Source organism: Burkholderia ambifaria AMMD (assembly GCF_000203915.1).
Taxonomy (GTDB): Bacteria; Pseudomonadota; Gammaproteobacteria; order Burkholderiales; family Burkholderiaceae; genus Burkholderia; species Burkholderia ambifaria.
The window spans coordinates 905,283-919,971 of record NC_008392.1 but is presented as its reverse complement, the minus strand read 5'-3'; the positions used below and the strand labels follow the sequence as shown (position 1 = coordinate 919,971).

The 14,689-nt window shown below is 66.2% G+C and carries 13 protein-coding genes; 7 read left to right on the top strand and 6 right to left on the bottom strand.

The window, feature by feature from the left end:
• Positions 1-25: 25 nt before the first annotated feature.
• A complete protein-coding gene (locus tag BAMB_RS31475; protein WP_041491812.1) occupies positions 26-1,195 on the bottom strand; it encodes a M20 aminoacylase family protein in 1,170 nt (389 codons plus the stop codon).
• On the opposite strand from BAMB_RS31475, the gene BAMB_RS35740 reads away from it, so the two are divergent.
• Positions 1,183-1,353 (top strand): hypothetical protein, encoded by a 171-nt coding sequence (locus tag BAMB_RS35740; RefSeq protein ID WP_158380555.1) that lies wholly within the window; start codon positions 1,183-1,185, stop codon positions 1,351-1,353. The two genes, BAMB_RS31475 and BAMB_RS35740, sit on opposite strands and share 13 nt — an antisense overlap.
• On the top strand, positions 1,350-2,312 hold the full coding sequence (locus BAMB_RS31470; RefSeq protein WP_011661190.1) for a LysR substrate-binding domain-containing protein: 963 nt from the start codon (positions 1,350-1,352) through the stop codon (positions 2,310-2,312). The genes BAMB_RS35740 and BAMB_RS31470 overlap by 4 nt, the downstream gene beginning before the upstream one ends.
• A 103-nt stretch (positions 2,313-2,415) precedes the next feature.
• Here BAMB_RS31470 and BAMB_RS31465 read toward each other — a convergent pair whose 3' ends face one another.
• Positions 2,416-2,883, bottom strand: coding sequence for an antibiotic biosynthesis monooxygenase family protein (locus BAMB_RS31465; RefSeq protein WP_011661189.1), 468 nt, complete (start codon positions 2,881-2,883; stop codon positions 2,416-2,418).
• 191 nt (positions 2,884-3,074) lie between these two features.
• Entirely contained in the window at positions 3,075-4,523 is a 1,449-nt protein-coding gene (pdxR, locus tag BAMB_RS31460; protein WP_158380554.1) for a MocR-like pyridoxine biosynthesis transcription factor PdxR, read from the bottom strand.
• Positions 4,524-5,128: 605 nt separating this feature from the next.
• Between pdxR and BAMB_RS31455 the strand changes: the two genes are divergently transcribed.
• The gene (locus BAMB_RS31455; protein ID WP_011661187.1) at positions 5,129-6,577 is read left to right on the top strand and encodes an amidase; all 1,449 of its coding nucleotides are present in this window, start codon (positions 5,129-5,131) and stop codon (positions 6,575-6,577) included.
• Between the two features lie 207 nt (positions 6,578-6,784).
• On the opposite strand, the gene BAMB_RS31450 is transcribed toward BAMB_RS31455, so the two are convergent.
• Together BAMB_RS31450 and BAMB_RS31445 are read right to left on the bottom strand one after the other, a co-directional pair.
• The gene (locus BAMB_RS31450; protein WP_011661186.1) at positions 6,785-7,918 is read right to left on the bottom strand and encodes a porin; all 1,134 of its coding nucleotides are present in this window, start codon (positions 7,916-7,918) and stop codon (positions 6,785-6,787) included.
• Between the two features lie 52 nt (positions 7,919-7,970).
• Positions 7,971-9,158: an MFS transporter gene (locus BAMB_RS31445; RefSeq protein WP_127456129.1), complete on the bottom strand. Its 1,188-nt coding sequence runs from the start codon at positions 9,156-9,158 to the stop codon at positions 7,971-7,973.
• Between the two features lie 358 nt (positions 9,159-9,516).
• On the opposite strand from BAMB_RS31445, the gene frmR reads away from it, so the two are divergent.
• On the top strand, positions 9,517-9,792 hold the full coding sequence (gene frmR / locus BAMB_RS31440) for a formaldehyde-responsive transcriptional repressor FrmR (protein ID WP_011661184.1): 276 nt from the start codon (positions 9,517-9,519) through the stop codon (positions 9,790-9,792).
• A gap of 56 nt (positions 9,793-9,848) precedes the next feature.
• Positions 9,849-10,958 (top strand): S-(hydroxymethyl)glutathione dehydrogenase/class III alcohol dehydrogenase, encoded by a 1,110-nt coding sequence (locus BAMB_RS31435; RefSeq protein WP_006753041.1) that lies wholly within the window; start codon positions 9,849-9,851, stop codon positions 10,956-10,958.
• A 212-nt stretch (positions 10,959-11,170) separates the two neighbouring features.
• On the opposite strand, the gene BAMB_RS31430 is transcribed toward BAMB_RS31435, so the two are convergent.
• Positions 11,171-12,196, bottom strand: coding sequence for an AraC family transcriptional regulator (locus BAMB_RS31430; RefSeq protein ID WP_011661183.1), 1,026 nt, complete (start codon positions 12,194-12,196; stop codon positions 11,171-11,173).
• Between the two features lie 352 nt (positions 12,197-12,548).
• Between BAMB_RS31430 and BAMB_RS31425 the strand changes: the two genes are divergently transcribed.
• On the top strand, positions 12,549-13,778 hold the full coding sequence (locus tag BAMB_RS31425; RefSeq protein ID WP_011661182.1) for a dienelactone hydrolase family protein: 1,230 nt from the start codon (positions 12,549-12,551) through the stop codon (positions 13,776-13,778).
• A gap of 79 nt (positions 13,779-13,857) precedes the next feature.
• Complete coding sequence (locus BAMB_RS31420; RefSeq protein ID WP_011661181.1) at positions 13,858-14,646, top strand: SDR family oxidoreductase; 789 nt, start codon at positions 13,858-13,860, stop codon at positions 14,644-14,646.
• Positions 14,647-14,689: the final 43 nt, after the last annotated feature.

Here is a 14,689-nt window from a genome sequence, read left to right as displayed (position 1 = left end):
GGTGAATCAAATTCGTGTGTGCGCGTCACGCGAGATAACGCTCGGCGAGCGCGATCCAGTAGCTCGCGCCGGTCGCGAGGCACGCGTCGTTGAAGTCGTAGCCCGGATTGTGCAGCCCGCAGCCAGCCGCGCCGTCGCCGTTGCCGATCGACAGGTAGCTGCCCGGGCACGCGTCGAGCATGAATGCGAAATCCTCGCTCGCCGCGATCGGCCGCAGATGCGGAATCAGCGCGTCGTCGCCGCCCCATTCGCGCGCCACGTCACGGGCGAACGCCGTTTCCGCCGCGTGATTGACGAGCACCGGATAACCGTGGCGATAGTCGATCTCGGCCGTCGCGCCATAGCTGTCGGCCTGACCTTGCACGATCGCGCGAATGCGCCGCTCCAGCAGCGCGCGCACGTCCGGCGACAGCGCACGCACGCTCAGTTCGAGATCCGCATGCGGCGGAATCACGTTCGATGCAGTGCCCGCGTGGATCGAGCCCGTCGACACGATGGCCAGCTCCTGCGGATTCACGTTGCGCGACACGACCGTCTGCAGCGCCATCACGATCGATGCACAGACAACCACCGGATCGATCGTCGTGTGCGGCGCCGCGCCATGGCCGCCGCGCCCGATCACCCGCACGCGCACTTCGTCGGCCGACGCCATCGCCGGGCCGTCGCAGAAGCCGAGCACGCCGGCCGGCAGCCCCGGCACGTTATGCATTGCGAATACGGCATCGCACGGGAACTGCGTGAACAGCCCGTCGTCGAGCATCCGCTTCGCGCCACCGAGCCCTTCCTCCGCCGGCTGGAAAATCAGGTTCAGCGTGCCGCTGAAGCGCTCGCGCTGGGCCAGACACCGGGCCGCCGCGAGCAGCATCGCCGTGTGGCCGTCGTGGCCGCACGCGTGCATCACGCCGTCGCGGCGGCTCGCATGCGGGAGCCCGGTCGTCTCGCGGATCGGCAGCGCGTCCATGTCCGCGCGCAGCCCGAGCCGCTTGCCGGCGCCGCGCGTGAGCGTGCCGACCACGCCGGTGCCGCCGAGGCCGCGCGTGACCCGATAACCCCATGTTGTCAGGCAGTCGGCAACGAGCGCGCTCGTGGCCTCTTCTTCGAAACCGAGCTCAGGATGCGCGTGCAGCCGATGGCGCAGCGCGATCATCTCGGTCTCGATGGCCGCCATTTCAGGCGGAATGCGTGCTCGATCCAATCCTGATACTCCTCGATGCGTGCCGGTTGCCGATCGCCGGAATGGCAGATCGTGGCGAAATCGTAGGCAGCGAAAAAACCGGCGAACAGCCGCAGTTTCGTTATGATGACAACCTTTCGTTGTCGGGCATCGCACCCTCAGCTCCATCAAAACCATGAGCACGATCAAGCTGCATCAGTTGCAGGCGCTCGTCGCGAGCGCGGAGGCCGGCAGCATCCGCGGCGCGGCGCGCACGCTCGGGCTGTCGCAGGCGGCCGTCACGCGCGCGCTGCGCGAGCTGGAGGCCAGCGAGCGCCTGCCGTTGCTGGTGCGCGCGCCGGAAGGCATCGGCTTCACCGAGTACGGGAAGACCCTGCTCACGCACGCGAAGCTCGTGCTCAAGCAACTGGAGCACGCGCAGAGCGATCTCGAGCGGATGCGCGGGCGCGTCGAGGGCCGGCTGAGCGTCGGCGTCACGCCGTGGCTGACGATGACGTTCCTCGCGGAAACCGTGCTGCGGTTTCGCGAACGGATGCCCGACGTGCGCCTCGAGCTGTACGAAGCGCTGATGGCCGTCGCGCAACCGCTGCTGCGCGACGGCAGCATGGATTTCGCGCTCGGCCACGTACAGCCCGGCAGCGGCGCGCAGGAATTCGCATTCGAGCCGCTGCTGCGCTACGACACGTCGGTGATGGTGCGCGCCGGCCATCCGCGCGAACGCGCGAAGTCGGTGCACGACCTGCTCGATTGCGACTGGGTGCTGAATTCGTCGCCCGACGGTCAGGCCGCGCTCGTCGACTACCTGTTCACGCGGCACGGCGCGCAGATCGACGAACGGCGCATCGTGCGCGCGCAGTCGGTCGCGATGCTGCAAACCATGCTCGAACAGGCCGGCATGTGCACGTGGTGCCCGACCATCCTCGCGGCCGTGCCGCCGTTCGGCGAGCGGATGCGCGTGCTGTCGCTGAAGGAAACCTTCGAGCCGAGCGAACTCGGCATCGTCACGCGTCGCAGCAGCACGCTGAGCGACGCCGCGCGCTGCTTCATCGACTGCCTGCTGCAGACGATCCGGCGGCATGCGCGCTCGGCGCGAAAGGAGGATCTCGCGCTGTTCCGCACGCTGACGCTATTGATCTGACGGTGTACGGTGAGCCATGCGCGCAGGAAATGCACCGATCCGGCAGGCGCCGCACGCGGACCACATTGAAACCGGCCCGCGGTCTTCACCGAAACTTCGAGCGTCAGACGCCGACGTCCTTGTATAGCGCCGTGCTTGCCGTGTTTTCGGACGTCACGGGAAAGTTGAATCCGCATTGCCCGCACGGCTGTCCAAGCACTTCCTGCTCCCGCTCGAGCGGATACGGGCTGTCATCGGCGGTCCCGCAGCACGGGCAGACGCGGATGAGGCGCGTGTTCTTCAGCTCGAAATTGGTGATGATGTCTTCCATGATCGCGCCGGTGCGGACCGCCCATTCCTTCGCATGCTTGTGATACACGTTCGCATGCCAGTCGCGCAGCGCATCGAAGCTGGTCCAGAAGCTGACTTCGTTGAACCAGGCGGGATCGTCCGCATGCACCCACCACGTCAGGTGCATGAATCCCGGGACTTCCTTCAGGTGGTTGCGCACGTCCGCGAACACCATCTTGAACTTCTCGTAACCATCGGGGCTGGAGAAACGCACTCGCTGCATGCTCAGATAGACAGACATATTACGGGCTCCTGGTGATTGGATTGACGGGCAGTCGCTCGTCGCTCGAACCGGCGTGTGCGGTTTGCGAGTGACGGACGGCCCAATATAGGCAGGCAAAAAAGCCCGCTGACGGTCCAAAGGCGGTGAATTCGAAGGAGCCAAGTCGAATGCCGGCCGGTGCCGCGGACGAAACCGGGCCGGCCCGCCGATCAGCCGCGCACCACGCGCGCCAGACGTTCGATGCCTTCGCGGATGAGCGCCTCTTCCATCGACGCATAGCCGAGCAGTAGTCCGGCCTTTCGGGGCGCGTGGAGGAAATACGGCGTCACCGGATAGATGCCGACGCCGGCCTGCGCGGCCGCGTCGATCAGCTTCGGAACGTCGCAGGACGTGCGCTTGTTGAGCCAGACCAGCGCATGGATGCCCGCGCTGATGCCCTGCACCGTGACGTGCTCGCCCAGGCATTCGTCCACCGCGCGCATGAACGCGGCACGCTTGCGGCCGCAGAGGCGCTTCTGCTCGACCAGGTAGCGGTCGAAATGGCCTTGCGAGATGAAGTCGCTCAGCGACGACTGCAACAGCAGCGGCGTCTGCCGGTCACAGACGTGTTTCGCGGCCAGCAGACTGGGCAGCAGGTGCCTCGGACTGACGATGTAGCCGATCCGAAGCGACGGGAAAAGCACCTTCGACATCGTCCCCACGTAGATGACACGGTCGCCGCTGTCCACGGCCTTGATCGACGCTTGCGGCCGCACGTCGTAGCGTAGCTCCGCGTCGTAGTCGTCCTCGACGACGAACGCATTGTGTTCGCCGGCCCAGTCGAGCAGTTCGCGGCGCCGCGTCGCGGAAAGGATCGCGCCGGTCGGAAACTGATGCGACGGCGTCACATAGACGGCCCGGCAGTGCGCGGAAGCGCCCGGTAACTTCGCGGTCTGCAGGCCGTCCTTGTCGACGGGCACCGCGATGATCCGTGCGCCGGCCGCGGCGAATGCCTCCCGCGCGCCTTCGAAATGCGGCTCCTCGATGACCACGCCGTCCTCCGGATCGATCAGCAGCCGCGCGATCAGGTCGAGCGCCTGCTGTGAACCGTTCGTGATGACGATATCGTCCGGCCGGCACTGGATTCCGCGGGCCCGCGCCAGATACTCGGCGATCTCGGTGCGCAGCGCCGGATAGCCGCCCGGATGGCCATAGCCGATATTGGATGTGGCGCTGACGGTCGCGCGCCGCGCGACGATCCGCGACCACTTCGAAAACGGAAAGTCGTCCGTCACCGGCAGGCCGTACCTGAAGTCGTATTTCAGCTCCGGCCGCTCGAGGATCGGCGACGGTTCGAGACTCCGCAGGCGTCTCGCGAAATGGGACAGCACCGGAGCGGGCGTCGCTGCATGCGTCGTGGGAGCTGCCGCTGCCGGCTTGCCGGCGAGGCGCTCCGCAACGACCGATCCAGCGCCGAAGCGGCTAACGATGCACCCTTCGTTCACAAGCTCGCTGTAAGCCGTCGTGACGGTGTTTCGGGAGACGCCGAGTTCTTTCGCCAGATCGCGCGTCGGCGGCAGTCGCGTGCCAGGTTGTGCCTTCGCGATCTCGATGCGCAATGCTCTAACCAGCTGGTCGACCAGCACCCCTTTGCCGTCCAGCGTAAACAGGACGCTCAAACTTTTTCTGCTTCGGCTTGATGGCTTCTCCACCGCTAGGGATCCTCTCGAACGCAAAGAAAGCGGCCGCGCTCGTCACGCCCGTCGTGTACCACGCGCTGCCGCCCGCCCGATCTTACTGCGCCGCAAACACTCGCCAAACACTCGGTTGCCCCTATGTCGCCGCGGCTCGCGATCGCGATTGTCGCGCCCCCGGCATCCCCCCGACTTGGCACCTTCGATCCACGCCGGCTTGGTCCCACAACGCCCGCTTTTGCCTGCTTATAGTGGTCTCGGACCGACGAAGCGGCCGGCGCACGCCTGCTCGATCGCCGGTGCCGACACATCGCCTGCCGGCGATCACTCACGTCACGACGACCCGATCGTCATCGCGTTCGAGCGGAGGAGCCATGTGGCTGGATAAAACAATCGACCGTCTTGCTGCAAGCGTCAAGGCCGTTTTCGTCGTTTACGGCGCGGCGCTCGTATGGCCCGCGCCGTACGAAACGCGGCCGGCGCGGCATCGACGATGAACCGACGGACGGCCGTGACGTGGTGATCCCGGGAGGCCGGCGGACGGCCTCGCGGTTCGCCCTGGCTATTCAATCTGACGACAGGACACCCCCATGATTTCCCTGGAAGAGTATGCACGGTATGACGGCCTGGGCCTGGCCGGGCTCGTCGCCAAAAAGGACGTCACGCCGCAAGAGCTGCTGGACACCGCGTTCGCCGCCATCGACAAGGTCAACCCGGCCATCAACGCCGTGCTGCAGGTCCTGCGCGAGCAGGCAACCGGCACCGTGTCGGCCGGGATTCCCGCGGGCCCGTTCTCGGGCGTGCCCTTCCTGATCAAGGAAGCGGTGCTGCAGGCGAAGGACGTGAAGTGCGAGATGGGCTCCGGTCTCGCGAGAGGGCTCGTTGCACCGGCCGACTCCGAACTGATGACGCGATTCCGGCAATGCGGCCTCGTGCTGGCGGGCACGACGCAGACGTCGGAGTTCGCGTACAGCCCGTCGACAGAACCACGGCTGCACGGCGCGGTGCGCAACCCGTGGGATCTCACGCGTAGCGCCGGCGGCTCGAGCGGCGGTGCGGGCGCTGCCGTCGCCGCGGGCATCGTACCCGTCGCGCACGGCAACGACGGCGGCGGCTCGATCCGGATTCCGGCGTCGTGCAACGGGCTGGTCGGCCTCAAGCCGAGCCGCTTCCGGACGCCCTGGGGGCCGAACCACGGTGCGGAACTCGTATTCGGCGCAATCTCGGAGTTTGCGCTGACCCGCACGGTACGCGACGCGGCCGCCCTGCTCGATGCGGTGTCGGGCGCCGACGTCGGTGCGCCCGGACATCCGCTGCCGCAACTGGAGCCGTACGCCACCGCCATGACAAAACCGCCGCGGCCGCTGCGCATCGCGTGGTCGACGAAGACGGGATCCGGCGAGCTTCCCGACGCCGACTGCATGCAGGCCGTGCATCGGACCGTCCGCTTGCTCGAGGAACTCGGTCACATCGTGGTCGAGGATGCGCCCGTCTACGATTGGGAGCAGTTCCTCGATGCGACGCACGTCGTGTGGATGAGCTTCATCGCGGCAAGCGCGCAGCAGCTCGCGCTGGCGACCGGTCGCACGCCCGGCCCGCACAATCTCGAGGCCGCGACGCTCGCGTCGTACGAAGAAGGGAAAAACTTCAAGGCCACCGACCTGATCGGTGCGCTGGGCCAGCACAACGCGGTCTGCCGGCAGGTCGGCGCGTTCTTCGAAACCGTCGATGTCTTCCTGACGCCCACCCTGGCCAGGCTGCCCCGGCCGCTGGGCGAGCTGAACCAGGATCGCGCGGGCATCGCCGCGTTCGAATGGACGAAGCAGGTGTTCTCCTATATTCCGTTCACGCCGGTCTTCAACATCACGGGGCAACCGGCCATGTCGCTGCCGCTGCACGTGACGGAAAGCGGGCTGCCGGTCGGGGTGCACTTCGCCGGTCGCTACGGGCAGGAAGCCACGCTGCTGCAACTGGCCGCCCAGCTCGAACAGGCGCGTCCGTGGGCGACCCGGCGGCCGCCGGTGCATGTGGCGCGTTAGCGTTCGTGCCAAGCGCGATCGTGTCGATCGTGTAATGACAGCCGACGACAGGCGTCGTCGGCTTCGTTGTTTTCCCGGACCGATCGGTCATCCCGCTGGCCCGGCAACTCTCCTGATATCGCCGGAAAGTAGTGGATCGAACCGGCATTTCCATCCAGATGCCGTTCTCCGAGGGTTTCCGCTGCGGTTCGAACGAACCGCGACACGTCAGAAGACTGTCCGAATACCGACGCGGCCAAGCACCTGCGAGCGGGTCGATGAGATGCCCGCCGACCCGGTGATGTACGCGTTGCCGAAGACGGTGCCCGCCGCATCGCCGCCCACATGCTGATAGACCGCCTGCGTATACAGGAACGTCCGCTTGGATAGCAGGTAGTCGAGCATCAGGCCGGCCTGATGCCAGCGCGGCGTTGCCTCGCCCGACGCCCCGTCGAACCGGCCGAGCGTATACGCATACATCGCGGCGAATACCACGGTCGGCGTGACCTGATACCTGACGTTTGCCTCGACGTTGTCGAACCGGAGCAAGGTTGCGCCGGCCGGCAGCGTGCCGAAATAGGTGGAAGAAACCGGATCGTTCAACACCGTGTGCGTATAGGTCAGGCCGAGCGTCGCTGGCCCCCAGTCATAATTTGCGCCGGCGCCCCACACGCGCTGGCGCCGCGCGACGAAATTGGCATCGGTCGACGATACGGCGCCAGCGCCCGTCGCGCCCGGCGAGTCGGCCTGCAGATACGCAGCCGCGAGCGACAGCGATGATAGTTTGTACGCGATACCGAGGCTGAAACTGCGATTGTTCGCGAAGCTCGCCGTATTGCCGAACGCGTACACGCCGCCGAACTGCAGCCCACCATAGTTCGCGCTACTGAATTTCACGGCGTTGCTCAAGCGGAACGTCGCGACCGCATTGTCGTTGTCGTACGGATGCGCGAACGGCCATCCGCCATCGCGGCCATTGGCAGTCAGTGGCGCAAGGTAATCCTGAATCGAGTCGTATTGCCGGCCGAACGTCACGCTGCCCCATTGCGTGTTCTGCAAGCCAACGAACGCCTGGCGCCCGAACAGCATACCCGACGGCAGATCCCGGCCCGAATCGAGCACAAATCCGTTCTCCAGCGTAAAGATGGCCGCGTTTCCTGCACCGAGCGATTCGACGCCCTTGAGCCCCCAACGGTCACCCGCGGTCCAGCCGCTCTGCGTCTGCCACGCCTGCTTGCCGGCGGCGTTGTTCGTGAAGCCGATGCCCTGGTCGATCAGGCCGTACAGGGTCACGCTGTCCTGCGCGGACGCGTTTGTTACCGCACAGAACAACGTGCACAGCATTGCCGTTTTATGCTTCATGGATTCTCCAAACGATCGGGTAATTTTTGTCTGTCGGTCATCGAGGCGCGGATCACCGCGCCGGGACGGCCTTCGTCGTGCGTCGATTGACGCGTACGAGTGCCAGGCAACCGAGCCACGCCAGCAAGCACATCAATGCGGAAACGAGCAGCATCGCCGTATAGCCCTTGCTGATCGAGATGATCCAGCCGGCAATCGCGGGGCCGACCATCAGGCCGACGCCGATGCCCGAACTGGAAAACGCGAGCAAGCGGCTGCTGTCGTCCGCCTGCGCAATGGCTTCCAGCATCGGCGGAAGCGCGAACGTCCACGCGAACTTGAACAGGATCGCGGACAGCGTGAACAGCGCGAGCGAGCGCACGTCGACCAGTCCGAAACACGACAGGAGCATCGCGCCCATGCCAGCCGAGATCAGGAGCGCCGCTTGCGCACGGCCGCTGAGCACCCCGACGACGACCGAGCCAATCATCCCGGCCACGGTGGAAATCGCCAGCGCGGTGCCGATGCTCGCGTCCGTCAGATGGATGCTGGTGCCGATTTGCCCGACGAACGTCCAGACGCTGGCCAGCCCGAAGTAGAACGCCGTCACGGTGCCGAGCCCGAGCAGCAGCAAGTGGAACGGCACCTTTGCCTGCACCGTCTTCCCCGCGCTCGCGGACGGCGGCGTGGCCGGGAGCCACTTGATGAACGGCAGCATCGACAACGCGAGCAGGACTTCGGCGACGAAGAATGCTTTCAGGCCATAGGCCTGGAACAGCATCGGCAGGACCAGGAGGCCGACGGTGCCCGACGCCAGCTGGCCGAGGATGAACATCGCATATCCGCGGGCCGGCCTCGACACCCGCCCCGAGAACGACAAGCCGAGCAGGCTGATCGAACAGCCGCCGAAGATCGTCGTGACGCCCTGCACGGCCATGAGCCCCTTGACATCGGGCAGGACGAAAATCGACGCGAGATAGCCGGCGACGAAGACGAACAGCGCGAAGTTGAAGAGCTTCACCCAGTTCACCCTCGGCATCACGTAGGTGCCGAGGATGCCGGCGACCGCGAACCCGCAAAACTCCAGTGAAAAGAAATTTCCCAGCTGTTCGGGGGTGAACGCAAACTCGTTGACGAGCTGGTTGCCGAGTGCCGGCGCGCACAGCAATACGCCGTTCGGAAAGATTCCGACCATGAACAGGGCGATCAACGGCAACCAATCCGTCGTGTCGCCCTGCATCACGCTTTCAGTATTCTGCATCTGCATATCGTTTCCTTGAATTAAACCATTTCGATAGGATTTCTAACTTCATGTCACGGACCCGTGAATCGATATCGGCGTGTGGACGGCGTTACTTCCCCCCCCGCTTGTCCCAGGGCCCATTCCAAAGCGCGGGTGCCGGGCCGGATCCAACGTGAACGCAGCATATCGACGTCAAAAATTCATCGTTGGTCCAAACCGGCCACGGACCAGAGAGCCAAGCATGGCGGTGCAGCCTTCCGCCGCACCCTGCCCACGCCCCATCCGAAGCCGGTCGGGCCGTGGCGGTCAATGATTCCGTATACCTCCGCGCGGCAATGTTCTATACTGCCCCCCAGTATCCGGAAACCACGATCCCATGCCGCATTCCCCCGAAGAAAAGAAACGCGTGCTGACCCGCGTGCGCCGTGTGCGCGGGCAACTGAACGCGCTCGAGCAGGCGCTCGAGGAGGGAGCGGACTGTGGTCCGATACTCCAGCAACTGGCTGCGATCCGCGGCGCGATCAACGGCGTGATGGCCGGCGTGCTCGAAAGCCATTTGCGCGAGGAATTCACCCAGCTCGCGGACGCCCCGCGGCCCTCGCCCGGATCGATCGACGATATCGTGACCCTCGTTCGGTCCTACCTGCGCTGACCGACAGGGAATCGTCGCCGTCCGAGCCATTCGATGATTTTTTTAACAGGATTGCCATGAAATCACGTGCCGCTGTTGCGTTTGAGGCGGGTAAGCCGCTGCAGATCGTCGAAATCGACGTCGAGCCGCCCCGCAAGGGCGAAGTGCTCGTCAAGATCACTCACACGGGCGTCTGTCACACCGACGCCTTCACGCTGTCGGGCGACGATCCGGAAGGCCTCTTTCCCGCCGTGCTGGGCCACGAAGGCGCCGGCATCGTGGTGGAAGTCGGTGAAGGCGTGACGAGCGTCAAGCCCGGCGACCATGTGATTCCGCTCTACACCGCCGAATGCGGCGAGTGCCTGTTCTGCAAGAGCGGCAAGACCAATCTGTGCGTGTCGGTGCGCGCCACGCAGGGCAAGGGCGTGATGCCCGACGGCACCACACGTTTCAGCTACAACGGCCAGCCGATCTATCACTACATGGGCTGCTCGACGTTCAGCGAATACACCGTCGTCGCCGAAGTCTCGCTCGCGAAGATCAACCCGCAGGCGAACCCCGAGCAGGTCTGCCTGCTGGGCTGCGGCGTCACGACCGGCCTCGGCGCGGTGAAGAACACCGCGAAGGTGCAGCCGGGCGATACGGTGGCCGTATTCGGCCTCGGCGGCATCGGTCTCGCGGTGATCCAGGGGGCCAAGCTCGCGAAGGCCGGCCGCATCATCGCGATCGACACCAACCCCGGCAAGTTCGATCTCGCCCGCGTGTTCGGCGCCACCGACTGCGTGAACCCGAAGGACTACCAGGAGCCGATCCAGCAGGTGATCGTCGGGATGACCGGCTGGGGCGTCGACCACAGCTTCGAGTGCATCGGCAACGTCAACGTGATGCGCGCCGCGCTCGAATGCGCGCACCGCGGCTGGGGCCAGTCGGTCGTCATCGGCGTCGCGGGCGCCGGCCAGGAAATCTCGACGCGCCCGTTCCAGCTCGTCACTGGTCGCCGCTGGCTGGGCACGGCATTCGGCGGCGTGAAGGGCCGCTCCGAACTGCCGGGCATGGTCGAGGAAGCGATGGCCGGCACGATCCAGCTCGCACCGTTCGTCACGCACACGAAGCCGCTCACCGGCATCAACGAAGCGTTCGACCTGATGCACGAAGGCAAGTCCATCCGGACCGTCGTGCATTTCTGAACCCACGCGCGAGGAGGCCCGCTGCAGCAAGCGGGCTCCTCGCGCGATGCCGCCGGCAAGCCGCGAGGCTTGCCGGCGCGATGCATCCTTCTCTGCCAGATCGGCACCGATCGCCAGCCACTCGTGCATCTGCGCCCACGCGCCCGCGACGAGCACGCGCGCCGTGCGCCGTGCGCGTGATCATCGCGATGATCCCGCCGCCATTGCGACCGTCAACCGCGCACGCGCCGCATCCGGAGCGTGGCCGACGGCGATTCCCCGAAAGCACGCTTGTAGTCGATCGCGAATCGCCCGAGATGCGCGAAGCCCCATTTCAGCGCGACGTCCGTCACCGACGCGAGCCCCGGTGTCGCATCGTCGAGCAGTTCGTCGCGCACATGTTGCAGCCGCAACTGACGCACGAATGCCATCGGCGTGATGCCGTGGCGATTGCGGAATCCCGCGAACAGCGTGCTCGGGCTCACGCCCGCGAGTTCGGCGAGCCGTTCGATCGTCAGCGGCTCGTCGACATGCGTGCGGATGTATTCCTCGACACGCCTCACATAGAACGGCGCGAGCGGCGCCGGCGCGACGCGCGCGCCATTGCGTGCGCTGTTCGGCTGGCCGTACAGCAACAGGTTGAGCAGCGTCGATTCGAGCTGCTCGAACGCGAGCGGATGGCGCAGCGGATGCCCGTCGGTCGCGATCGCATCGGCGAGCATCGGCAGCATCTGCGCGAGGCACGCGCCCTGCGGCGACGACAGCCTGAATTCCGGCTCGAACTCGACCGGCACGCGCCGGTCGTCGCCGAAATGCCGCCGCGCATGCCGCTCCATCACCTCGCGCTCGATGCGCAGGATCACTTGCGGGCACGCGTCGCCCCACCGCATCCTGAGCGGCAGCGTCGGCGACAGCAGCGACGCGGTGTCGGGCGACGACACGAAACGCGTCGTGCCGCATTCGATCTCGGCGTCGCCGCGCAGCGGAATCTGCAACAGATAGAAGTGCTCGAGCGGCCCCGGTTCGATCGACACCTCGCCGCCGTAATCGAGCAGATTCAACGAGAGGTTGCCCCAGCGCGCGTGGTGCATGCGGCTATGCAGCGCGCACGAGTCGCCCGTCAACGTAAGCCGATGCGGCTTGAACACGTCCGCCACGCGCGCCCGCACCTCGTCGAGATCGTTCGACTGCAGCAGCAGCGTGTCGTGATTGAAACAGGCGGCGTCGCCCAGCCAGCCCGTTCCGGCAAATTGCCCCATCGAAGTTCTCCCGTCGTGCCCGATCGCACTTGCGCCGTGCACGCAATCCCGATTCCGGGGAATCCCGTCGCACGAGCCGGATAGCGTCGGCGTATCCGGACAGTCCGCGTCGTTACACTACGCAAGCGCTGCGCCCATCACGCAAGAAGCGGGCCGTTCGCGCATCGTAGAAAACTGTGCGGGACTTCCGCATCCGCACATACCCGCAGTGCACCGCGTGCCGGCCCGGCGCGGCGGGCCGATCCACAGGTTTCCGGAATTCGCGGATACCGGCCGAAGAAAGCGGATAGAAGCGCGCGTTTCGTCCGCCAATACTGGGGCCATGAAAATCACGAACGAATTGGAGGGACACATGAAAGGACGACACATCGAGATCCCGTCGCCGGACGGCGGGGCGTTTCGCGCGTACCTGAGCACGCCGGCCGGCGGCACGGGGCCGGGCATCGTGCTGTGTCACGAGATCTTCGGCGCGAACGCGACGATGCGCGACGTGGCCGATTATTACGCCGAGGAAGGCTATACGGTGCTCGTGCCCGATCTGTTCTGGCGCCAGGCGCCCGGCATCGAACTCGGCTACACCGCGGCCGACGCCGAGCGCGCGATGGCGCTGTACCGCGAGTACGACGAAAACAAGGGCGTGGAGGACGTCGCCGCCGCGCTGGCCGTGCTGACGCAACGGCCGGAATGCACGGGGCGGGCCGGCGTGCTCGGCTACTGCCTGGGCGGCAAGCTCGCGTATCTCGCCGCGTGCCGGCTGCCGGACGTGGCGGCCGCCGTCAGCTATTACGGCGTGGGGATCGAGCACGCGCTCGACGAAGCCGCTCACCTGCGCGGCCGGCTGGTGCTGCAGATTCCCGCGCAGGACCGCTTCTGCCCGCCCGACGCGCAGCAGCGCATCGCCGCCGCGCTGGCGGGGCGCGACGGCGTCGAGGTATACGTATACCCGGGCGTCGATCATGCGTTCGCGCGCGTCGGCGGCGATCATTTCGACAAGGCGGCCGCGATCATGGCGCACCAGCGCGCGATCGCCGCGTTCCGAGCGGCGCTCGGCCCGCACTACGACCTGTCCACGCTGTGGGAAGCACATCTGCGCCACGAGTTCGACACGCGCAACGTCGACGCGACGATGGCCACGATGGTCGCGCAACCCTACGTGAACCATATCCCGACGCTGACGGGCGGCGTCGGCCACGACGAGCTCAAGCGCTTCTACACGCATCACTTCGTGCATGCAAACCCGCCGGACACGACGATCACGCCGATCTCGCGCACGATCGGCGCGAGCCAGATCGTCGACGAGCTGCTGTTCTGCTTCACGCATACGACCGAGATCGACTGGATGCTGCCCGGCGTCGCGCCGACCGGCAAGCGCGTCGAGATTCCGCTCGTCGCGATCGTCAAGTTCCGCGGCGACAAGCTGTATCACGAACACATCTATTGGGATCAGGCGAGCGTGCTCGTGCAGATCGGCCTGCTCGACGCGGCCGGGCTGCCCGTCGCCGGTGTCGAAACGGCGCGCAAGCTGCTCGACGAAACCGTGCCGTCGAACGGACTGATGCAGCGCTGGCACGACAGCGCGTGAGCGACGGCGGATAGGCAGGAGGCGCAGGCGGCGCGCCGAACGCGCGCCGCCTTGATTCAATCATTCCAGGAGACACCCCATGACTGCCCTTGCTGGCAAAGTCGCGCTCGTCACCGGCGGCGCCACGCTGATCGGCGCCGCCGTCGCGCAGGACCTGAGCCGCGCCGGCGCATGCGTCGCGATCCTCGATCTCGATGCGGAAAACGGTGCGCGCGTGGCCGATGCGCTCGGCGAACGCGGGATGTTCATCGCGACCGACATCACCGACGACCGCGCGATCGAACACGCGGTATCGGCCGTCGCCGAACGCTTCGGCGCGATCGACCTGCTGATCAACCTCGCCTGCAGCTACGTCGACAACGGCATCCAGGCGTCGCGCCGCGACTGGCTCGCGGCGATGGACGTCAACGTCGTGTCGGCCGCGATGCTGGTCAAGGCCGTTCATCCGCACCTGGTGCGGCGCGGCGGCGGCGCGATCGTGAACTTCAGTTCGATCTCCGCGCAATGCGCGCAGACCGGCCGCTGGCTCTACCCGACCTCGAAGGCCGCGATACGCCAGCTCACGCGCAGCATGGCGATGGATCTCTCCGCCGACCGGATACGTGTCAACTCGGTGTCGCCCGGCTGGACGTGGTCGCGCGTGATGGACGAGCTGACGCACGGCGACCGCGCGAAGACCGATCGCGTGGCCGCGCCGTTTCATCTGCTCGGTCGTGTCGGCGATCCGTCGGAAGTCGCGCAGGTCGTCACGTTCCTGTGCAGCGACGCCGCGAGCTTCGTGACGGGCGCCGACTACGCGGTGGACGGCGGCTATTCCGCGATGGGCCCTGAGCAGGCGGTGCCGGCGATTCCGCGCCTCGCGGAGTAACCGCAAAGCGCTTCCACCGCCCGCATTCCAACCCAAATCATTC

What these genes read in the sequence shown, in the direction of transcription:
- BAMB_RS31455 (WP_011661187.1), top strand. Translation starts at nt 5,129, where the DNA reads ATGATTTCCCTGGAAGAGTATGCACGGTATGACGGCCTGGGCCTGGCC.
- BAMB_RS31420 (WP_011661181.1), top strand. Translation starts at nt 13,858, where the DNA reads ATGACTGCCCTTGCTGGCAAAGTCGCGCTCGTCACCGGCGGCGCCACG.
- BAMB_RS31450 (WP_011661186.1), bottom strand. Translation starts at nt 7,918, where the DNA reads ATGAAGCATAAAACGGCAATGCTGTGCACGTTGTTCTGTGCGGTAACA.
- BAMB_RS31465 (WP_011661189.1), bottom strand. Translation starts at nt 2,883, where the DNA reads ATGTCTGTCTATCTGAGCATGCAGCGAGTGCGTTTCTCCAGCCCCGAT.
- BAMB_RS31425 (WP_011661182.1), top strand. Translation starts at nt 12,549, where the DNA reads ATGAAAGGACGACACATCGAGATCCCGTCGCCGGACGGCGGGGCGTTT.
- BAMB_RS31430 (WP_011661183.1), bottom strand. Translation starts at nt 12,196, where the DNA reads ATGGGGCAATTTGCCGGAACGGGCTGGCTGGGCGACGCCGCCTGTTTC.
- BAMB_RS31435 (WP_006753041.1), top strand. Translation starts at nt 9,849, where the DNA reads ATGAAATCACGTGCCGCTGTTGCGTTTGAGGCGGGTAAGCCGCTGCAG.
- frmR (WP_011661184.1), top strand. Translation starts at nt 9,517, where the DNA reads ATGCCGCATTCCCCCGAAGAAAAGAAACGCGTGCTGACCCGCGTGCGC.
- BAMB_RS31445 (WP_127456129.1), bottom strand. Translation starts at nt 9,158, where the DNA reads ATGCAGAATACTGAAAGCGTGATGCAGGGCGACACGACGGATTGGTTG.
- BAMB_RS31470 (WP_011661190.1), top strand. Translation starts at nt 1,350, where the DNA reads ATGAGCACGATCAAGCTGCATCAGTTGCAGGCGCTCGTCGCGAGCGCG.